This is a genomic window from Mucilaginibacter mali (assembly GCF_013283875.1).
Lineage (GTDB): Bacteria > Bacteroidota > Bacteroidia > Sphingobacteriales > Sphingobacteriaceae > Mucilaginibacter > Mucilaginibacter mali.
Genome location: NZ_CP054139.1, coordinates 4,383,370 through 4,405,216, shown reverse-complemented (window position 1 = coordinate 4,405,216; position 21,847 = coordinate 4,383,370). Strand labels below are relative to the sequence as shown.

At 47.2% G+C, this 21,847-nt stretch carries 19 protein-coding genes and 1 riboswitch; of the genes, 2 read left to right on the top strand and 17 right to left on the bottom strand.

The window, feature by feature from the left end:
- Positions 1-58: 58 nt before the first annotated feature.
- The 10 genes from HQ865_RS18500 to HQ865_RS18455 form a co-directional block, all read right to left on the bottom strand.
- Entirely contained in the window at positions 59-700 is a 642-nt protein-coding gene (locus tag HQ865_RS18500; RefSeq protein ID WP_173416328.1) for an SCO family protein, read from the bottom strand.
- Positions 697-1,296: a toxin-antitoxin system YwqK family antitoxin gene (locus HQ865_RS18495; protein WP_173416327.1), complete on the bottom strand. Its 600-nt coding sequence runs from the start codon at positions 1,294-1,296 to the stop codon at positions 697-699. Before HQ865_RS18495 ends, HQ865_RS18500 begins: the two co-directional genes overlap by 4 nt.
- Complete coding sequence (locus HQ865_RS18490) at positions 1,253-2,044, bottom strand: YHYH protein (protein WP_173416326.1); 792 nt, start codon at positions 2,042-2,044, stop codon at positions 1,253-1,255. Before HQ865_RS18490 ends, HQ865_RS18495 begins: the two co-directional genes overlap by 44 nt.
- Positions 2,045-2,149: 105 nt before the next feature.
- Positions 2,150-2,623 carry a universal stress protein gene (locus HQ865_RS18485; protein ID WP_173416325.1) on the bottom strand — a complete coding sequence of 158 codons (474 nt, stop codon included), beginning with the start codon at positions 2,621-2,623 and terminating at the stop codon, positions 2,150-2,152.
- Positions 2,624-2,755: 132 nt separating this feature from the next.
- A complete protein-coding gene (locus HQ865_RS18480; RefSeq protein ID WP_173416324.1) occupies positions 2,756-4,003 on the bottom strand; it encodes a voltage-gated chloride channel family protein in 1,248 nt (415 codons plus the stop codon).
- A gap of 26 nt (positions 4,004-4,029) precedes the next feature.
- Positions 4,030-4,094, bottom strand: a riboswitch (Fluoride riboswitch).
- Positions 4,095-4,342: 248 nt separating this feature from the next.
- Positions 4,343-6,736, bottom strand: a complete 2,394-nt coding sequence (locus tag HQ865_RS18475; protein ID WP_237073491.1) for a TonB-dependent receptor — start codon at positions 6,734-6,736, stop codon at positions 4,343-4,345.
- Positions 6,737-7,120: 384 nt separating this feature from the next.
- Entirely contained in the window at positions 7,121-7,876 is a 756-nt protein-coding gene (locus HQ865_RS18470) for a LytR/AlgR family response regulator transcription factor (protein WP_173416323.1), read from the bottom strand.
- Between the two features lie 18 nt (positions 7,877-7,894).
- A complete protein-coding gene (locus HQ865_RS18465) occupies positions 7,895-9,745 on the bottom strand; it encodes a sensor histidine kinase (RefSeq protein WP_173416322.1) in 1,851 nt (616 codons plus the stop codon).
- A gap of 26 nt (positions 9,746-9,771) precedes the next feature.
- Positions 9,772-10,560, bottom strand: a complete 789-nt coding sequence (locus HQ865_RS18460; protein WP_173416321.1) for a hypothetical protein — start codon at positions 10,558-10,560, stop codon at positions 9,772-9,774.
- A 91-nt stretch (positions 10,561-10,651) separates the two neighbouring features.
- Complete coding sequence (locus HQ865_RS18455) at positions 10,652-11,530, bottom strand: hypothetical protein (protein WP_173416320.1); 879 nt, start codon at positions 11,528-11,530, stop codon at positions 10,652-10,654.
- Between the two features lie 400 nt (positions 11,531-11,930).
- Here HQ865_RS18455 and aspS point away from each other — a divergent pair, with 400 nt between their 5' ends.
- Together aspS and HQ865_RS18445 are read left to right on the top strand one after the other, a co-directional pair.
- Positions 11,931-13,676 (top strand): aspartate--tRNA ligase, encoded by a 1,746-nt coding sequence (gene aspS / locus HQ865_RS18450; protein ID WP_173416319.1) that lies wholly within the window; start codon positions 11,931-11,933, stop codon positions 13,674-13,676.
- Positions 13,677-13,736: 60 nt separating this feature from the next.
- On the top strand, positions 13,737-14,198 hold the full coding sequence (locus tag HQ865_RS18445) for an FKBP-type peptidyl-prolyl cis-trans isomerase (protein ID WP_173416318.1): 462 nt from the start codon (positions 13,737-13,739) through the stop codon (positions 14,196-14,198).
- On the opposite strand, the gene HQ865_RS18440 is transcribed toward HQ865_RS18445, so the two are convergent.
- The 7 genes from HQ865_RS18440 to msrA all read right to left on the bottom strand — a co-directional run bounded on the left by HQ865_RS18440 (position 14,195) and on the right by msrA (position 21,727).
- Entirely contained in the window at positions 14,195-15,082 is an 888-nt protein-coding gene (locus HQ865_RS18440; RefSeq protein WP_173416317.1) for a carboxypeptidase-like regulatory domain-containing protein, read from the bottom strand. The genes HQ865_RS18445 and HQ865_RS18440 overlap by 4 nt on opposite strands.
- Before the next feature lie 297 nt (positions 15,083-15,379).
- On the bottom strand, positions 15,380-16,063 hold the full coding sequence (locus tag HQ865_RS18435; RefSeq protein ID WP_173416316.1) for a LytR/AlgR family response regulator transcription factor: 684 nt from the start codon (positions 16,061-16,063) through the stop codon (positions 15,380-15,382).
- A gap of 3 nt (positions 16,064-16,066) precedes the next feature.
- On the bottom strand, positions 16,067-17,566 hold the full coding sequence (locus HQ865_RS18430; RefSeq protein WP_173416315.1) for a TlpA family protein disulfide reductase: 1,500 nt from the start codon (positions 17,564-17,566) through the stop codon (positions 16,067-16,069).
- Between the two features lie 127 nt (positions 17,567-17,693).
- Entirely contained in the window at positions 17,694-18,782 is a 1,089-nt protein-coding gene (locus tag HQ865_RS18425) for a TlpA disulfide reductase family protein (protein WP_237073490.1), read from the bottom strand.
- Between the two features lie 4 nt (positions 18,783-18,786).
- Positions 18,787-20,238: a sensor histidine kinase gene (locus HQ865_RS18420; RefSeq protein ID WP_202020402.1), complete on the bottom strand. Its 1,452-nt coding sequence runs from the start codon at positions 20,236-20,238 to the stop codon at positions 18,787-18,789.
- Between the two features lie 299 nt (positions 20,239-20,537).
- Positions 20,538-21,059 carry a peptide-methionine (R)-S-oxide reductase MsrB gene (gene msrB, locus HQ865_RS18415; RefSeq protein ID WP_173416314.1) on the bottom strand — a complete coding sequence of 174 codons (522 nt, stop codon included), beginning with the start codon at positions 21,057-21,059 and terminating at the stop codon, positions 20,538-20,540.
- Entirely contained in the window at positions 21,056-21,727 is a 672-nt protein-coding gene (gene msrA / locus HQ865_RS18410; RefSeq protein WP_173416313.1) for a peptide-methionine (S)-S-oxide reductase MsrA, read from the bottom strand. The genes msrB and msrA overlap by 4 nt, the downstream gene beginning before the upstream one ends.
- Positions 21,728-21,847: the final 120 nt, after the last annotated feature.

Below are 21,847 nucleotides of genomic sequence, written 5' to 3'. Positions count from 1 at the left end.
AACTTTGTGAAAAACCTTTGCGCCCTTTGTGGTTAAATTGCCACCATACTATCATCGCCTAATCCTCCAATTCCAATTGCCTGATATGCTTGATCAGGTTTACCATCTCCAGTTTCAGTGTGCCGTTGTACACTCCGCGGATACGGCCATGGCCATCTATTAGCAGCACATTTTCGGTATGCAGAAATTCATTGGCGGTTTTGCTGTAGCCGGTCTCGTCATCGGCAAAGTACGATTGGCGGGCCAGCTTGTATATCGCATCCTTATTACCGGTTAACAGCCACCATTTGTTATTGTTGATCTGCCTTTCGGCAGCATATTTAAACAGTACGGGCACGCTATCCCTGCCCGGGGTTACGCTGTGCGATACCATGCGCACCTTATCATCGTGCAGAAATGCCTGTTGCACATCGCCCAGGTTATCCATCATTTTAGGGCAGATGCTGCCGCAGGATGCGAAGAAGAAATTGGCTACGTATATTTTGCCTTTAAGTTGGTTGTTGCTGATGCTTTGACCTAACTGATTGGTAAAGCTAAACGGGGCGATGGTATGCACTTTGTCATAACCATTATCTCCTCTGTTTAACCAAACAGGGGTAAAATCGGGCGTGTTGTAAAAGGGCAGGTTATCATCCGCCTTTTTACTGTAACAGCCCGATAGCATCAACAATAAAACAATTACACAATAGTTAAACTTCATTGCTGTATTAAATTGCGGCAAAGCTTTCTGCCGATTAAACCATACTGCTGCCCGTCTTTCACCACATAGTTGGCGCGCACGGTGCCGTTATCCCACCACATTTGCTGCAGGCCGTCCTCGTGCCCCATTTTATAGCGAAATACCCGGCAGAGTTGTCCGCTGGCATACCATTCTTTTACGGTGCCGTTGTACTCGTCATCCTTAAAAGTATATTCAAACCTGGGCTTACCATCGGGCCACCAGCTTTTGTGGATGCCTTGTTTCAGGCCCTTGTCAAAATAGCGCTCCTGCTGTAACACCTGGTTGGGGTACCACCAGCGCATGGTGCCATTTTGCTTTCCATCTACATAAGGTATCTGTTTGGCAAAATCGCCGTTGGGGTAACGCTCGTAAATGCAGCCGGTTAGCGGTACGCTTTTATAGTAGCATACCCCTTGTAGCTGCGTTAGGTGCTTATCGCCGACCACCACCCACAACTGGTTATCGTTTTTTGCCTGCAGGTTGATCCATATCGAACTCAGCAATACCAGCACGAGTACGATCAACCCAATATCATTGCGAAACTGTGCCCGGCGTTCCATAATATCCGTTTCCATTGATGTAAGGGTCTGCTGCGGTGATATGATAGTGATAAATGCCCGATGGATAATCGGCGGTTACGCCGGTATGGCCATGATATGCGTCCAAATCGGCATTGGTGATGGTTTTGCCATTCTCCAGGGGGCCATAAACCGGGAAGCCGTCCAGCAGGAAGCCCACCAGCGCGTCTTTACCCTTATTAGCGGTGATGTAGGTTGGCTCCACATGGTAATGATAAACGCCCTGCTGTTGCGGGTGGCCGCCGTACTGATCGAAGCCGTTGGCTTCGTTAGTAAGCGGACTATACATGGCCGCGTATTGGTTAAAAATATCCACGCCGTTTACCGCCACACCCATAGCACCCAGTGGCGTAGCGGCATGTGTAGTAGCAGCCTTAGGGTTAAGGGGGATCTTAAATGTTGCGTCGGCTTCGGCAATTTTGTTGGGATTTTGGCCCCAAAGCGGGTTGGTACCATTGTAGGCCTCGTATTTGGTAGACGCCCAGGCAGTGCCGCTATAGTAGGGCGATTTATGATCAGGAAAGCCATTGGTTTTGATCACCACGTAATCGCCCTCAATGTAGATGTCGGTGGCGCCGTATATCTTTTTATATACAGCCGGTACATTGGTGCCAACAGTGCCGTTGGTAGCAGCGCTGCCATTAGCCGAGCCGGAAGTAGTGGTATCGCTTTGCTTGTCTTTTTTGCAGGCCATAATGATGGCGCCGAGCATCAGAATAGCAATCAGGGGTTTATACGGTTTCATAATTAAGGAAATTTGATCATTAGATGCCCGTGAGATCAAATTTCCTTCGGCAGCGGGTGCAGATATTTTTATAATTACCGCAAGTGCCTTATTATCAAATCGTAATTATTCTTCGTGCTTCATCGGTACTACTAAAACAGGTATTTCGGAATGGCGGATCACATGCTCGGCAACACTGCCCATTAAAAAACGGTCGAGCCCGGTCCGGCTGTGCGTGCCGATAACGATCATATCCGCGCCGAAATCTTTAGCGCATTTAATAATGCCGTCGGCTGTATCGCCATACTCGGTAAAGTTAGAGATGCTCATTTTGTCGTGGCCATACTTTTTCACAGCATCGGCAATCATATTTTTAGCCCGCTCGTCTTGCATGTGGTAAAGTTCGGGCGTTATCATGTCTGTACCGTTATCAAAAGGGATGCCCATAGTTGTATCGACTACAGGCATCGGGGCTGTTATTGGTTCCATAATATGCACCAGGCCAATATCGGCATTTAATTGATGGGCCAGGTTAAAGCCATATTCAACGGCATGTTCGGCAAATTTGCTGTCATCAATGCCAATCAGTATCTTTTTCATATGGGTAGATAATTTAGGGTGATAAAGTGTTTCTTATTATAAAACAAACAAGCGGGGATATGTTTTTAGAAAGCTTAAAGCTTAAAGGTATTCAGGAAAAAAGCTTTTCGCTTTCTGCTTTGGTCTTTCGGCTTAAACGCGCCGCTGCGCGCTATAGATCCCTACCTTCCCACTGCACAAATAAGCCACAAAACAAGCCACAGCATAATACAACACAAAGCTGCCGCCAAACAGCTCCATCCCCATAATGGTGCAGGCCAACGGTGTTTTGGTAGCGCCCGAGAATACGGCGATGAAGCCCAGTCCCGCAAACAGACTTACCGGGGCATTCAGGATGCCGGCCAGTGTATTGCCCAAAGTGGCGCCAATGTAAAACAGGGGCGTAACCTCGCCACCTTTAAAACCGGTACCCAAAGTAACAGCCGTATAGATCAGCTTCCAGAGCCAGCTGAAAAGATCGGCGCCGCCCTGCTGAAAGGCTGATACAATAGTAACCGCGCCGGGATATTCGGGACTTACGCCCAGACTTAAATAATCGGGCTTGCCGATAAGGAAGGTAAGGCCGATGATGATCAAGCCACCGCAAACCGGGATTAGCCAACTGATCTTGATCCATTTATTAAAAGTGTCTTTTATCAGATGCACCACTTTGGCAAAAGTATAGCTGGCCAAACCAAACAGGGCTGCTGCCGCCGCAGTTTTCAGCAACAGTAGTACATCCCAATAAAAATGATGACCGTAAAACAGATTGCCGCCGGTAAGCGCATCTATATGGTAAGGCGTGTGCGCAACACCCCAGGCGGCCACTGTATAATCGCCCACAAAGCCAGCCACAAGGCAGGGCAGTAGCGCATCGTATTTTAGGCGACCAACAGTCAGTACCTCCAGCGCGAAGATGGTGCCCGTTAACGGCGTGCCGAACACAGCTCCAAACCCGGCAGCTATGCCTGCGGTCAGTATTATTTGCTTATCGGCAGCATCAAGCTTAAATATCCCTGCAAAGAGGTTGGCCAAACTACCGCCAATTTGCACCGCCGTACCCTCGCGCCCGGCCGAGCCGCCGAACAAGTGGGTGATAACCGTAGTAACTAAAATAAGTGGGGCCATGCGCTTAGGCACCCCAGCGCCCGGCTGATGGATCTCGTCGATGATCAGGTTATTTCCCTTCTCGGCCGATGCGCCGTACCATTTATACAGCAGGTGTATCCCAATACCCGCCAGTGGCAGCAAGTACAGCAACCAGGTATGATGAAAGCGGAATTGTATAGCCCAGTTTAGCAGCCATAAAAACAGGGCTACCATGCTGCCAATAACGATAGCAACAGGCACAGCAACCAATACAGGACGAACAATAGATTTTGAAAAGATTTTTTTAAGCATAGCCTACAAGCAAATAAATAAAACTTATTTGGGTAGGCGTCATCAGCTTTGCAGCGGTTCAATTAGGTGGAACACCATCACCTTGTGTTGCAAAGATGTAGAAAAGTCGGGAAGTCTGCAAGTGGGGAAGACCGAAAGATGTTTGGCGGTTTGAGGACGGTCATTCATACGATCGCGGCTGCGGCACGAGGGGACTCACCCGGTCCTCGCTTCGCTGGGCCACCCTCTCTTGCCGAAGGCAAGAGAGGGGAAAATGCTATTTCGGATATCCCAAATCCCTCTTTACGCGAAGCGTAGTCGGGGTGGGTACTCGCGTCATAGTAATGACCCGGTGGGTTACTAAAACCTCACATTTAAACTCGCCAAAAAGTTAACAGGTGCCTGCGGGAAGAAGTAGTTATAGTTAACCACCTTGCCTCCCTCAATATCCGGATAGGTAGCCCCGTCGGACACGTACTTTTTGCTGAATACGTTGTTCACCAGCAGGCCCACGCCTACATTTTTAACTCCTTTAAAGCTGAAATTATAGTTCAGGCGCACATCGTTCACAAAAAAGGCATCGATCGATCGGCTTTTGGCAGATGTGTTATCCAGGTACTGGCGGCCAACATATTTACTAATGAAAGCGATATCTGTATTCTTCACCGGCTGCCAGCTGATGGTGCTCGACCCGGTCAGGTTTGGCGAGTAAGCGATATCTGTTTTGTTGTACTGGGTAAGATCGTTGGTATCGGTATCGTAATTGTACAGGTACTGCTTAAAGTTTTTCACCTTATTGGTGCTAATGGTAGCATTTACCGACCATACCAGCGAGGGCACAAATTGGTAACGGCCGCTTAGCTCCACACCCGCGCGGTAGCTATTATCGATATTGGTGCGGATAGCTTCGCCCACATCATTTAACGAACCGGTTAATACCAGCTGATTTTTATATAGCATGTAAAAGCCATTGATCCCCCCGGTAAAATTATCAGCCTTGATGCGGTAACCGGCTTCAAAATCGGTCAGGTGCTCGGCTTTGGGGCGACTGGCCGGTGATGAATTAGTAAAATCGTTACGGTTTGGCTCGTGGTTACCCACCGCTACCGACGCGTATACATCGCTGTTACCGTTCAGCGTATAGGTGATACCCGCCTTCGGGTTAAAAAAGTTCATGGTAGCCTGCTGCTGCACATTGTTCAGGTTACGGTCGAAACCCAGGAACGAATAGTAAATGTGCCGGTACTGCACATCGCCATACAGCAACAGGTTATCCGCCGGGCGAAACTCGGCACGCAGGAAGCTATTAAAGTCGGTTTTTTTAGCGCCATTACGCGAGTATTCGTAATCGGGAGGGATATTGGTGCTTTGCTGCGTCCACTCAATGTTATCATAGTGGCGGCCTTTGTATTCGTTATAAGCACCACCCAGCTTCAGGTTCAGTTTATTTGATGCCTGGTAGTTGAAGTTATAGGTCATCCCATAAAAATCGTTATCCAGCCACAGGCGGCGAACCAGGTCGGTATTGGTGATGGGCACCCCGCCAATAGTTACGGGTTTCAGACCGTAAGCTGTAACATCCTGATCGTTCTTATACTCCTCGTAATAACCCGAACCCTGCGTATAATGCAACGCCCCGCTGAAAGACAATTTAGTGCTCAGCTGCTGATCGTACAATAATTGGTAATAGTTTTGGGTATAGTTATCGGTCTGATTCTTATAATAACTGTTACTGCTATTAATGTAACCTACCTCATTATAACGGCGGTTGCCATTGTTCAAAATATCTTCGGGTACACCATTCCAGGCCTGGTAGGTTTGTTCGTAGCCCGAGAACACATTCAAACGCAACACACTGCTTTTACCATAATAAGCACCACTCAAAAAGTACGATTTCAGCTTAGAGAAAGCCCTGTCGATATACCCATCCGAGTTGATGCGGGCAATGCGGCCATCAAAAGTAAAATGATTGTTCAGCAAGCCGGTACCTACGCTAACGCTGTTCTTAATGGTACCGTACGATCCTGCCGAGTTGTTCAGTTCGGCATAGGCCGAATCGCGGCGGGTGGTGGTTTGGATATTGATGCTGGCCCCAAATGCACCCGCGCCGTTGGTTGATGTACCTACACCACGCTGCACCTGTATGTTATCTGTAGATGAGGCCAGGTCGGGCAGATCCACAAAGTAAACACCCTGGTCTTCCGCATCGTTCATGGGGATGCCGTTCAGGGTTACGTTAATGCGGGTCGGGTCCGATCCGCGGATACGGATACTGGTATAGCCCACACCAGCGCCCGCATTAGATGTTACCACAGTTGATGGTGTTTGCTCCAGCAGGTACTCGAAACCACGGCCGGTATTATTCTTCTCGATATCTTTTTTACTCAGGTTGGTAAATGCCGTGGGCGACTTGTCCGATGCGCGGGTACCGGTTACGGTCACCTCTTCGGTAATGGTGCTGCCCGCTTTCAGGCTGATATCGTGTGTGGTAGTGGTAGTAAGTGAGATGGAAACTTGTTGAGGTTTGTAACCAATATAGCTTACGTTAAGCGTGTAGCTGCCACTTTTTAAATTGCTGAACAGGTAAGCGCCCTGTGTGTTGGTTACGGTATTGCGCCCGTTACTAAGGCTGATGGTGGCACCGGGCAAGGCAGTGCCAGTTTGCTGATCGGTGATCTTTCCCGATAAGGAAAGCTGCGCTACGGCCAGGACAGGCAGCAGCAAGGCGGTTAACGCCACTAATAACTTTTTCAAAATGATAAAAAATAAAAACTGTTAAAATAACCTTGTGCCAGGGTACAGCACACGGTACAATAACTTATTACCTATTTCCCTACGCCGGCATTATCCGGATCAGGTGCAGAGCCCCCCGCCCCCCCTGAAGGGGGAGTATAAATAGTAAAGGACGTCACTTTTACTACCTAACTCCCCCTTTAGGGGGCTGGGGGGCTCACGGGTATGATCTCAGCCTGTCTTTCAGTTTGATTGCTCAAAGCAAGGCACCCCTATGAGAATTACAGGGGCAAAGGTAGGAATTTTATTTTAGTCCGGAAGTCGGGAAAGTCCGAAAAGTCCGAAAGACAAAAACTATACGCCATATCTTTCGGACTTTCCCGACTTCCGGACTTTCCAACTTTCTCACAACATCCCGCTCAAAGCCGCCTTCACCATATCCCTGTTTTGGCGGGATATGGGTACCTTAACGCCATCCTTCATCAGCAACGTGCCGCCATCTTCCTTTAAAAGGCTTTTTACAAACTGCATGTTTACCAGGTGCGATTGGTGCGCGCGGACAAATCCGTGCGGCTGCAGCAGTTCGGCAAATTCTTTCAGGGTTTTGCAAACCAGTATGCGTTCGCCCGCGGCGGTACAAAATGTGGTATAATTGTCTGATGCCTCGCAGCGGGTTATTTCATCAACCTTAACATAGCGGATCTCCTGCAGCGTGGGTAGGGCAATTTTGGGTACCTCCCTTTGTCCCCGTTGCATGTAGGCCAACAGGTTTTCCAGTTTGCGGTCTTTATCTTTAGCTATGATGCGTTGCCGGGCTTTTTCAATGGCCAACTTCAGTTCGGTAATATTGATGGGCTTCAACAAATAATCCAATGCCGAAAATTTGATGGCCTGTATACCATACTGATCATAAGCGGTGATGAAGATCACCTCGAACGCGGGCTGATGGAATGTCTTTAACACCTCGAAGCCCGATTTGCCCGGCATCTGGATATCCAAAAAAACCAAGCCAGGTTGATGGCGAATAATAGCGGCTATACCCTCATCGGCATCCATAGCGGTGGCTGCTACGTTGATGCCATTGCAATGCGCCTGTAAAATGGCTTGCAGGTTACTGATGTTGTTTGGCTCATCGTCAATAATTACACAGGTAATATCCATTGGTTAAAAATAGCGATATCAAGCCCAATTTGTTAAGGTAATTGTAATAGTTGCGCCGTTATCTTTACTGCTAATTTTATAATCAATAGGTTGGTCTTTATATATCTGGTTTAACAGGTCAATGCGTTCATCGGTAAGCTGCAAACCTATGCCGTTGCCGATATGGGTGGTATTGCCAAAACCGGGGCCATTATCAGCAATAGTGATCAGCAGGTGTTGCCAGTCTTTTTTTATGCTGATGCTGATCTTACCATTTGCTTTCAGCGCGCTTACCCCATGCTTAGCGGCATTTTCAATAAAGGGCTGCAGCAACATGGCCGGTATTTCGGTATTGGCGCGGTTAATGTCGTTGCCAATTGTAATTGTATACGCAAAACCAAAACGCAGTTGCTCTATTTGAAGGTAGTCTTCAATAATATGCAACTCATCTTCCAGGCTGATCAACTCCTTCCCGCCGGTGTTGAGCACCTGCCGGGTAAGCCCTGCAAATTTACTGAGATAATTGTTTGCACCTTCCATATCGTGCTGGTTCACCAGGTTTTGGATAGATGTAAGCGCGTTGAACATAAAATGCGGGTTCAGTTGCGATTGTATGGAATTTAGCCGCATCCCTGCCATGGCTTTTTGTCGATTGGCCTTGTTTACTTTTTGCTTACTGTATACATAAACACCCGCTAAAATAATGATCACGGCAACTACTACCCAAAACGCGTAGGTTTTTAACTGGGCAGCTGTATACTGCCGTTCTTCGGGCAAAGGCGGCAATACGGTGAAGGGTATACGTACGCTACCCAGCCAGGGGTTATGCAGAGATACCGTTATCAAGATCTCGTACCGGCCGGGTTCCTTAAATATATCGCTCCTGAATTCATATTCGTTCCCTACTATTTTTACAGGTACAATGGCCTCATGCGTATTACTATCCAGCCGTAGTAAAATAAAATTATACGGCTGCTCCAGGTGCCCTTTAAACCTGAACGAGAAACTTTCCATGGCTTTTGCCGGGAATTTCAGGTCGAGCGGCAGATTGGTGTGCTTATCCATTTTGGTTGAATATCCCCGTTTGGTATCATTCAAACTGAACGACATATTATACGCATGCCCTGAAAAATCGATGATCTCCGGATCGTGGTTAGTATGCCAGTCTAACAGTATTCCGGCGCGGTCGTTATAATCGTTGGTGTTTACCACCTCAACTATCACTTGTTTCCCGGGCTGCGCGAAGCGGCCTATAAACCCGTATTGCTGCGTAGCCCCATCCGGTTTTACCAGCTGCGGCACCGACCAGGGGACAATTTCGGTACTGTCATTAAGCACTGCGTGATAACGGTATTGCTTAACATTGCCCGGATTGACCCCCATGGCATAAACTACAGCGGCCGAACTGTCGCGGATTGTAAAGTAAGGAAACCCCTTACTCATTGATTGAACGCTGCCACCGTTATAATTGGTAAGCATGGGGTTTAGCTTTACACCCAATAATATCTTACTGCGCAGGGGCCGCAACGCGTAATTATTGGGGCTTAATTTCCTAAGGGAATCCTTTGTCCGTGGGTTTTGTATAGCCAGCCACTTATCGAAAAGATAAAAGTTATTATCCTGTATTTGAAAAACGTTGCCGGCACTCCATTCTTTTGCCTGGTCTGCATAATACTCCCCAACTACCGCTATCTTATTACCGAAAGGCACAGGCTGCCCGCTGTGTATTGCTTTGTATGCAGCTTCATGCGCGCTTTTTTTTGCTTCAATTGCCGAATCGGCCCTGCTGCTGTGCCTGTACTGCTGGGCAGGGAATGTTGTGCCGGGATTTTGAGACCGGCTTTGCAGATATAACACCAGTAAACCAACAAGTAAAATAACCTTACGCATAATTGTGATGTGCTGAATTTAATAAACTACTTGCCGGCAAGTGTATAATATGCCCAAAAATCGGTGGTCGAATCCAAGTCCTGATCTATATCGGTAACTATGCCGTTAGGATAAATATAGGTAGACCGCATTCCGCGTTTAGGGTGCGTCAACCTGTTTTCAAGATGAACACTATAGCTGAATTTTTGCGGGACATTTACATCCAACCCAAGATATTTCAGCGGGATGGCCAATTCGTAAGTGTATACACCATCATTGCCGAACCGGGCTACGGTACGGATGCGCTCTTCGTTATAAACCGATAGCAGGGTGTCTTTTATACCGGGCATCCCTCGTACATCAATATTTTTGGCATGATTACCCAATAAAGTATTAGCAATGGCAATCAGCGAATCGACGTGCTGGTTTGAATACCTGGTAGTATCATGCTCCTGCAAAAAAGCAGGCACAGCCACCTCCGACCGTACCCGCGAGCCGGCGTACCATAATATTTGCTGGCCCGGCGCAAAATCGAGCATGGGGTAGGTAACCGACATATCTTCCTTAGCTTCACTACCCTTTTTGCCGCCTTTATTAACAATAAAAGTGATACCCACATCAATAATTTTGGTAATGACACGTGGCTTGTCTGCCTTAACAGTCAGGTACAGATTTTCATCGTCGTTACTTATGGTATAGTACACTTGCGTTGCTTTGTTGTACGCGTGCAAACTATCTTTCCATTCTTTTGCCCGGCCGTCAATTTTTATACCGATGGGTGCGCGTAAGTTGGCTTCCTGAATATTGGGCAATTTTTGCGCCTTGCCAGGGTACATAGTGCAGGTAATAATTAATAGGATTAAGGCGATGTTTCTCATATATGCCGGGTTAAGGTTTTAACAATGATAAGGTTTAGGTTTATAAGTATTATGGTTTTGTCAAAACATACGTCCCCGACAGGTCGGTAGGGTTTTCCAGGTCCATGTTCAACGATTCACGATCTATCATCGAATAATACCAGGTGTTGCCGGGCCTGCTGTCTTCGCCACGGGCATTAAGTGTGATGTTGTAACTAAACTTATCCTGTTTTTCGGCACTCATATTCAATAACTTTAGCGGAATGGAAAGTTCGTAAGTGTACTCGCCCTTAGCGTCAAACTGCGTAGCCGCCTGTATATTATCGGCATTAGCTACCGGCAGGTACCTGAAATTATGCGCCCTTAAGGGCAATGCCCTGTAATAGGCGTTTTTAGGTCCGGCGGTGCCGGTAATGGTATCGGCAATTGCGGCAAAGCCTGTTATTTTTATCACCTTCGATTTTTCTGCCAGGTCCTTATTAGGCTTAACATAATCGGGATTTTTGGGGATATTATATACCTCATCAGTTGGCAACGCGACTCTCCCGGCACTTAATTTTTTTCCGGCGGCGCTTAGTATCGATTTACATTCGCCTATCATCAGGCAGGGAAACAACACAACCGCGTTTTTATCGCCGTTTAATTTACCCGATGTGCTGATGGTAAAACTCACCCCGCCCTCCATTATCTTCTCAATAACGCGCGACCTATCAGCGTGTATTACCAGGTACAGGTTGGCATTATCATTAGCTATGGTATAAAAAATCTGTGCGCCCTTGTTGTAAGCCTGGTATTGGCCAGCCCATTCGGTGGCGTTGCCATCTATTTTAATGCCGGCAGGTGCGGGCAGGCTTGTTTCCTGCCGGTTGGGTAATTTTTGCGCCATGCTTTTCAGCGCAAGGAACAGCGCGAGTAAAAAAGCCAAAAGCAGCAGTGTTTTCTTTTCCATAGCTATAAGGTTTGTTACAACTAAGATGGGCTGATTACCGGGGAACAGCAATGTACATTGAGTATTTGGTGCAAGTGGGCGAGCATTTGACTGATATTTAGCATGATGTTTGGGCCAAAGCCGCTTAATTATACAATGCTTATCCGTTGGCTAAAGCCAACCGCAAAATGAAAGAAGCACATTCACCAAATTCATTGCCATTCCTTTTAAGGGACGGAATAAATCGATAACTAATTGGGCTTTAGCTAAACTACGCCCACTGAAGCTGCCAAAGTCTGTAAATTCTATAGATATTCTACACTTCGGGCACCTTTTAGCTTTACCCCCTGCCTTTTACCTTAAATAACCTTTCGCACTTAAGTTCAAAAAAGCTACTTTTGCCGTTTTACTTGAAATAGCTATGCTACGTACACACAATTGCGGCCAATTAAATATCAGCAACTTAGGCCAGTCTGTAACTTTATGCGGATGGGTGCAAAAATCGCGCGATTTGGGCGGTACCACGTTTATAGACGTGCGCGACCGTTATGGTTTAACCCAGTTGGTTTTAAATACCGATACCGAAGCTACCCTGCGCGATAAAAGCCGCAGCCTGGGCCGCGAATTTGTGATTCGCGTAAGTGGTACCGTGTTAGAGCGTACCAGCAAGAACCCTAAAATGGCTACCGGCGATATTGAGATCGCTGTTACAGATATCGACATCCTGAACGAATCGAAGATCCCGCCGTTTTTGATAGAAGACGAAACCGACGGCGGTGAAGAACTGCGCGCTAAATACCGCTACTTAGACCTGCGCCGTAACCCGATACGCAACAACCTGGTGCTGCGCCATAAAATGGCGCAAGAGGTGCGCCGCTACCTGAGCGATCTTGACTTTATTGAGGTAGAGACCCCGGTGCTGATCAAATCGACCCCGGAAGGTGCGCGCGACTTTGTGGTGCCAAGCCGCATGAATCCGGGCGAATTTTACGCCCTGCCACAATCGCCACAAACTTTTAAGCAATTGCTGATGGTGAGCGGTTTTGATCGTTACTTCCAGATCGTTAAATGCTTCCGCGATGAGGATTTGCGCGCCGACCGCCAGCCGGAGTTTACACAGATAGACTGTGAGATGTCATTCATTGAGCAGGAAGATATCCTGAATATTTTTGAGGGCATGACCCGCCACCTGTTTAACCATGTTAAGGGCATCCAACTGGATGATTTCCCAAGGATGGATTATGCTGATGCCATGCGCCTGTACGGATCGGATAAACCCGACCTGCGCTTTGGGATGGAATTTGTAGAGATGAACGGCCTGGTGAAGGGCAAAAACTTTGGCGTTTTCGACAATGCCGAACTGGTGTTGGGTATCAATGCCAAAGGTTGTGCCGAATATACCCGCAAGCAACTGGACGAATTGACCGAATGGCTGAAGCGCCCGCAAATTGGCGCTACCGGTTTGATCTACTGCCGCTACCAGCCCGATGGCACGTTGAAATCATCGGTTGATAAGTTTTATGGCGAGGATGACCTAACTAACTGGGCAGCCGCCTTTAACGCTGAGCCGGGCGATTTGATACTGATGTTGGCCGGCGGCACCGATAAGGTGCGCAAGCAAATGAACGAACTACGTTTGGAAATGGGCAGTCGCCTTGGCCTGCGCGATAAAAACAAATTCGCGCCGCTGTGGGTGGTTGATTTCCCGCTGCTGGAGTGGGACGAAGAAACCAGCCGCTACCATGCCATGCACCACCCATTCACATCGCCAAAGCCTGAAGATATCGACCTGCTGGATAGCAACCCGGGCGCTGTGCGTGCCAACGCTTACGATTTGGTGATCAACGGTACCGAAATTGGCGGCGGATCTATCCGTATCCACGACCGCAAACTGCAATCGCTGATGTTTAAGCACCTGGGTTTCTCGCCAGAGGAGGCGCAAAAGCAATTTGGCTTTTTGATGGATGCCTTTGAATTTGGCGCGCCGCCGCATGGTGGTATCGCCTTCGGGTTCGACAGGCTTGCATCGATCTTCGCCGGGTTGGATTCTATCCGCGATGTGATCGCCTTCCCAAAAAACAACTCGGGCCGCGATGTGATGATCGATTCGCCATCAACCATTGCCGAAGCGCAAATGGCGGAGCTGAAGATAAGAACAGTGAATTAGTGATTGGAGATTAGTTAAAAGGACATATAATTTTTATCCCAAATAACAGTTTATACATTGATGAAAAAATACTTAATGATTCTTTTAGTGGTGGTAGCCGGTCTGTCATCATGCAAAAAAAGCGACGATTTTGATGCCTCGGCACAAGCCGCCAAAGATGATTCGGATATACAGGCTTATGTAAAAGCAGGCGGCCTTACCAACGTGGTAAAAGACCCATCGGGCTTATACTACCAAGTAATCACTCCCGGCACAGGCAATTATCCTACCACAACCTCTACCGTTACTGTTAACTATGTAGGTAAATTATTAAATGGTAACCAGTTTGATGCCTCAAACGGCTTTAAAACATCCCTGGGCGCGGTAATTCGCGGCTGGACGCTGGGTATCCCGCATATTAACGTTGGCGGCCGCATCCTGCTGATCATTCCATCGGGCCTGGGTTATGCCAACAACGTTACCGGCTCTATCCCGGCCAATTCGGTACTGGTATTTACGGTAGACCTGACTGCTATTAACTAATACGCATCGGCGGCTATGGTAGCCCTGATCAGGTAATTGGCACTTGTGGGATGCCATGACCCGTTGCTGCTGCCGTGATAGGATAACACCTCTTTAAACTCCTTTTCGGTAAAACTAAGCCGTGGAGTTTTAATATCCGCACTACTGCTAAATATGCCCCTGTATTTGCTGTTTACCTGGTAATACCGGGCATCCAGCAAACCAAAAGATACAAAGAACCCGCTACCCGGATTTTCAACCTGGTAGCGGGAAATATCCACCACAAACCAGTCGTTCTTCTTTTTAGCCGATACAATGATCACATCGCTGATCAATTCCTTACCCGGTTTACCATCGGCCCCCACACTATATAACCGCACCCTGAAGGGCGCTGTAACATCTCCCTTAGCACCAGTAAACAAATTCCCCTCACGCAGGTAAAATTCAGCGGTTTGTATGATGCCTTTTACCCCTGCCGATCCCGGCATAAACATGGCAATCTCCATACCCGGCAAAATTGAAGCTGTACCGAAATATGATTTCACCTTGCTGCCTACGTTTATAATTTGCGATTTTGTATAGCCTACTTTTACTTCCTTAAGCTGGGTTGTAAAAGGCTGCAGCTTAACTACTGTTTCCTGCCCAAAATCCCTCACAACCATTTTTTGCGTGATATAGCCTACACAAGATATGCTGATGGTATCGGTAGATTGTATACGACTGTCGCTTATATCAAACTTGCCATCGTTATCTGCGGGGTAAAAGAAATTTTTACTTGCGATACTGATTGTAGCACCGGGAATAGTTTGGTTGGTTTGCCCATCAATAACATTGCCTTGTAAATGCTGCGCATGCGCCGTTATGCTGAAAAGCGAAAAGAAAACGACAAGGCATTTAAGGTTCATGCCTAAAGATATTAATAATATTAGCTATAAAATTAAGCGCAAAAAAAGGTTAACATGTTTTTGCTCGTTTTAAAAGTTAACAAATTGATAATCAATTAATTGAGTATTTTTTTCATTAAAATTATGTTACATTGTGTTACATGATTTTATCCCCACTGTCCGTAGCCTCAGGCTACGGACATATATATCTGAAGTCTGAGACTACCGACAGCGGATATCTTTGTGGCATGTGTCCTTACAAGCCGCCCTCCGCAAGGTGCTTGTGAAGGCACATGCACTGGGAATGCCTAAGGCAACCTACTTCAATATCGCCCCACTATCAAAAGCGCTGCCGATAGGTACCATCTGCCCTGCTATGTGCAACTGGTGCCGCTCCACGCGGTCTATCTTGGTTTTGTTTACAATATACGACCGGTGCACCCGCGCGAAGATCTCCGCAGGCAATAAAGTCAGCGCATCGGCCATGGTAAGTCGCGAGAGGATGCTGCGCCCATCGGTCATTATAAAACTCATGTAATTGCCGCCGCCCTCCAGGTAAAGCAAATCGGCAAAGGCTATCTTAATTTGCTCATAGCCCGATTTAATAAAAATGCTATCAGCTACCGGCAGCTTACCTCCCTGTCGTAACAGTAACTGCTCGTGCGCCTTGTGGCAGGCTTTCAGGAACCGGGGGTACGAGAATGGTTTTAGCAGATAGTCGATGGCATTTAACTCGTAACTGGTTACCGCATGCTCGGCATAGGCTGTTGTGAAGATGATAAGCGGCTTATGCTGCAGGCCCTCGGCCAGTTCCAGGCCGGAGATATCGGGCATTTTGATGTCCAGGAACAATAGGTCGGCGGTATGCTTCGCCATGTAGTCGATGGCCTCGAAAGCGTTGGTAAAATAGGCGTCTACCTGTAAAAAGGGCACCCTCGCCGCATGCGAGCGGATCACCTCCAGCGCTAAGGGTTCATCGTCAACAGCTATGGCTTTTATCATGGCTTACAGGTACTTTTCTATTTGGGCGTACAGGGCCGCCTCATCGGGCGGGCGCAATGCCTCGGGCTGCACTAACTTACCATTTTTATCAAAGATAAAGCAGGTGGGATACAAACTCTGTTTCTTTTTATCAATGATCAACTCGTCCCAAAACTTTTGGATGTCCTCTTTATTCTTACGCAGGTGGATGCCGGTAAGGCCATTTACCTTAATAAACGTCTTCCACTGTGCATCCTTAACGTCATCGTCCATATCTAAATAAACAAACACCACATTCTTATCCTTAAAACGCGCCTTCAGCTTCGGTACATACTTCAGGTCATCCTTACAGGCCGGGCACCAGGTACCCCAAATATCAAGGTAAACCACCTTACCTTTCAACGTGCTGATCACATCATAAACAGAGTTCACCTTTTCATAGCCGGCAAATACCTGTATCTGCTTATTCAGTTCGTTTTGCTTTAGGGCGATGTTAAGCGCATCTACCTTTTTATGTAATACCGGCAGGTATTTGCTGGCAGGAAAATAAGCCTGCATGTCGCGCATCATGGGTTCCACATGGCTCAGGTCCTTATCGTGCCATTGGGTGTAGATGGCCTGCGCCAAATACTGTTCGGCCACCTTGCGGCTAAAATATTCCTTCAGCAGATACCATTTAATGTAGGGCTTGCCGTTCTGCTTCACCAGCGCGGTGGCGCTGTCGAGGCTGATCTTGTACAGATCTAAAAAAGCCCGCTTACCCTGTTCATCATTTGGCGAATGCTGGCTGAACACCTTAGTTTCCATATAGCTTAAATAAGCCCCGGCATACAGGTAATATTGCGGCCCCGCGGGGAACACTTCCGGTTCGGGCTTAACGCCATCAAAAATATCCAGCAACAGATCGGCCACCTGCTGCTTTGGCGTGTTCATAATGCCGCGGGCAAAGTAATCCAGCTCAACCAGGGTGTGGTATTTTATTTCCGATGCGATCAACGCTTTATCATGCGCCGATAGTTTAGCTGCCTGCACCATTTGCAAATGCTCATCGCGCAGGGCCAGCCATGGTTTTACCACCTGCTCTTTTATTTCGACATTGCTTAGCTTAGCATACGGACTGGTTTGTCGTGAACCCTTGGTAATGAATGAAACTTCGGCCAGTTTGGTCGCGTTAAGCAGCCGGTTCTCCCCGCCTGCCGTCCCACCAAAAGTTTTGAATTTCCCTCCGGTATCCAGCAATAAGGTTAACTGCCTCCCAGGGGTAAGCAATACTGTGCTGCTTGCACCCTGCCAGCTAATTGTACCAAATTTTTGCCCTTTTACCGGGATGTTGATGCTGAAGCGACCGCTTTTATCTACCGGGATACTAATATTATCCTCGTGGTAAAAGCCGTATACAAATGGCAGGTTCAGGGTTAGGCTATCGCCTTTGGTGGGATGCATTACCCGCCCGCTTATTTTAAACTGGGCGAAACTTTGCAGCGCGGTGATGATGATGGTTAGGATGATGATTATTTTTTTCATGTGATGATAGTCAATTTGTCATTGCGGCAATCCCGTCGCCCGCAGGGCAGAACGACGAGATTGCCACGTCGCCCCCTACACAAAAAGCCCATACTGCTCCTCGCAATGACATCGTATTTATGATCTGTTACTTTACCAATTTCTCCAAAGTGGCCTTTAACTCTTCGCCGCGCAGGTTTTGGGCGATGATCTTGCCTTGTGGATCTATCAAAAAGTTTTGGGGTACGGCGCCTACGGCATACATTTTTACCGCCTCATTTTGCCAGCCCTTCAGGTCGCTTACATGGTCCCAGGTTAGTTTATCATCTTTAATAGCTTTCATCCATGCCTTCTTATCCTCGTCAAGCGATACGCCAAGGATGCTGAAGTTTTTATTTTTATACTGCGCGTAAGCAGCTACCAGGTTAGGGTTCTCGGCACGGCAGGGGCCGCACCATGATGCCCAGAAATCAACCAGTACATATTTACCTTTATAATTGGCCAGTGAAAGCGGCTTACCATCAACGCCGTTTTGCGTGAACAGCGGGGCCTGGTTACCCGTAACAGCCGCGCGGGTACCTTTAATTTTATCGGCGACAGCTTTAAGGAACCGGGTGTTTTTCATCAGCGGATCGAAGCGGTTATAAATGGCTTCCAGTTCATCAACCGGCAGGCTGCGCAAACTGCTACTGCAAACAAAGGCACCTAATATGTTATTGGTATTCTCTTTTACAAATTGCCGGGCTACATCATTTTCTACTTCGCAAACACGCTTGTAAACGGCAGCGTAAGTCTTCTTTTCGTCGGCTGTTTTGCCGGGCAGGTACGATGAGTCGATCGTCATACGCGCCACCCGCACCAGCGGACTAAAACGCTTCCAATATTCAATGTATGCCTTATCGGTTTTATCATTTTCCAATTTATAGTTCAGCATCTTCTTTTTAAAATCGCACTCAACGGTAATGTTTCCGCCCTCTATAAACATATCCTCTTTTACATACTGGCGCATGTTGTGTTTGTTTTGGAATAACATGGTGTACATATCAGGGTGTTCGATAGTACCGTGCGCTTCAAAATAGCCCGCCTTAGGCTGTATTGTATCTATTTTACCAATGCCATTGGTGAATATAATAATGAGGCTATCGGCCATGGTAACGTGGCCTTTAAGGGTAAAGCTTTGCCCGTGGCTGCCGGAAAAAACCAGCGCCAATAAAAGGGTTACATAAAGATTTTTCATTTTATTATGGTTTTATAGTATTTAAAGTGATGGATAGGTGAACGAAGAACTCTTTGGCGTTTTGTCGTACCACCAGTTCGTGCCGGCGGGGATAAACGAGTTCCAGCCGTTGGCGCACATTAGCTAAGCCGGTGCCCGATTGATCGCGCTCGGGGTCGTTCATATAAACAGGGTGGATGCTGTTGTGCACATCCAGGTGTAGTACATCACCCTGCTTGTAAAGGCTGGCGTTTATCCACGATTTGCTTTGCAGGCTAATGCCATGTTTGTAGGCGTTCTCTATAAAAGGGATCAGCAGCATGGGGGCTATTTCGTAATAACCATCCATTTCATCTATCTGGATATCGATCTCCATATCGGGCGATAGCGCCAGCCGCATATTTTGCAGGTCGATATAGTTGTGCAGGTACTCCAGCTCCCGATTAAGGGCAATTTTATCCTGGTGATTTTCGTGCAGCATAAAGCGCATCATATCGCCCAGCTTCTGGATGCCCTCGCCGGTTTTATCAGCCTTTTCCATCAGGGCGGTGCCATAAAGGGTATTCAGCGCGTTAAACAAAAAGTGCGGGTTGATCTGCGAGCGCAGGTATTGCAGGTTGGCGCTGGTATTGCCCAAAGCTGTTTGCAATGTAGTTAACTGCCTGAACGTTTCCTGGTTGCGCCAGTATATCCACCATGATGCGGCAACAGAGATAGCCGTAGGTATCAGCCAGAATAATATAATTATGCCTGTTAACGAGTAACGCATTTGCAATAGCAAGGCGACTTGTATAAGACCCACCGCTATTGCTATTCCCAGTATACTAAAGAAGTATTTCAGGCCAGTGTTTTCTGGGTTATTTTTATAACCGGGGATAAGCCAGTATAAATTGAGGAAATAAATGATGCAGCAATAAGGGAATGTAAAAAAGTAGAAAGGACCAATATCACGCATCAGCCCAGTTCCCCGAAGCACCAGCATAGGTAACAGTATAGCCAACCATATGCTAAAAACGAGTACAATCTCGCGGGTGATACGCGACGGCAGGCTTTGCTTTACCTGTGCCAGTTTATACTGGTAAAAGATAATTTCCCTGACGAGCACATATAAAGCGTAAATAAGCATAAACAAGCCCGCTACAGAAAAACCATAACTTAAAAAAGAAAGATTAGCCTGGAAAAGCGAGACCCTATCGTACATCCACGAGCGGGTATAACTAAAGAGCACCGTGTTGCACAACCCGACCATGGTGTATACCGACAGCGTTAAGCCCACTGCCTCGAAGTAGCGCTTTTTGAACCAAAACGTTGGCACTACATAATAATTAAGTAACAGGAAGCCCACGTAGGCCGAGGTTGTCATTAACATATAGCCAAATCCCCAGCCCCCGGGAAACCTGCCTCCGCCAATGCTGGCAAAAAGGAACATTACGAACAAAAAGGTAGCGATGCCAAACTCTATTCTGCTGTATTTCATATCTCGTTTTTTAATTATGATACAAGCATACGGCAGCTGTAGCCGGCAGGAAAATAAATGTGACTAAAGGGTTGAAAAATGTGATGAAAGTGTGCTTGAACAGAATAATTACACAACTTGTCATTGCGAGCGATAGCGCGGCAATCTCGTAGTAAGCAGAGCAAAGCGACGAGATTGCCGCGTCGCCCCGCTTCACATACCCGCGCCGCTCCTCGCAATGACATCGTTATAAACAAAAAAGACTTACGAAGTTTTAAAAACTTCGTAAGTCCTTATATAGCTATTGAAAGTGCGTGTTACTACTTCTTCTTCAACTCATCCGGCAAAAAATCAAGCGAAACCGAGTTCATGCAGAAGCGCTTGCCGGTAGGTGGCGGGCCGTCGTCAAAAATATGCCCCAGGTGCGATTCGCAGCGGGCGCAAAGCACCTCGGTACGATCCATTCCCACCGAATGATCTTCGCGATAGATCACCGCGTTTTTATTTTGCGTTTCAAAAAAGCTGGGCCAGCCGCAATCGCTGGCAAACTTAGCCGTGCTACGGAACAAAAGGTTACCGCACACCGCGCAATAGTAGGTACCCTTTGCATTGGCGTTCCAGTACTTACCGGTAAAGGGGCGCTCGGTATCGGCTTCGCGGGCTGTAGCATACAACGCGGGCGGGAGGATCTTCTTCCACTCGGCATTACTTACGTGCAGCTTTTTTGTGTCCGTGTTACTGTAATAAGGGTTGTTGGCGTGCGCCTTATCGTTTTTAATATTTTGCGCATAAGCGCCACTCACGGCGCAAAACAATGCTATTAAAACTACTATCCTTTTCATTTTTTCATTTTGTCTTTAAATACGGCCTTAAATTTTTCCAGCGCGGGCTGTATCACATATTTACAATAGGCCTGGTTAGGGTTGCGGTTAAAATAATCCTGGTGATAGCCCTCGGCTTTGTAAAACGCGGTGTAGGGATCAACACGGGTAACTATCTTATCCTTGTACACCTTTTCTTCGTTCAGCTTGGCAATATAATATTGAGCTTTGCTTTTCTGATCGGCATTGTGGTAAAATATATCCGAGCGGTATTGCGTGCCTTCATCATTGCCCTGGCGGTTAAGCTGGGTTGGGTCGTGCGCGGTAAAAAAGGCGGCCAGCAGTTCATCATAACTGATCACCGCCGGATCATAAACAATGTTACAAGCTTCGGCATGGCCGGTCTCGCCGGTGCAAACCTGTTCGTAGGTAGGGTTTTTAACATGCCCGCCGGTAAAGCCCGAGGTTACTGTTTTAACGCCCTTCAATTGCTGAAACTTGGCTTCAGTACACCAGAAGCAGCCGGTGGCAAAGGTAGCTGTATCCAGCTTTTTTGTTTTAGATGCCGTGGCCTTATGGCTATTCATCTCCTTAAAACTTTTGCTGCCGCTGATGTCGTGATCCTGTGCGAAGACTGTGGCGCAACTGATGGTGAACAGCAGTATCAAATAAAAAATGTTCTTCTTCATATAGTCCTTATAAAATGTATTGTGTTTTTTGTTAGACGTTTTTACCTGTATATCCTTACAAACGCAAAAAATGATTGCCCGGATGCCTGCTAACTAATGATCGGCCTGAATGTGATCTTT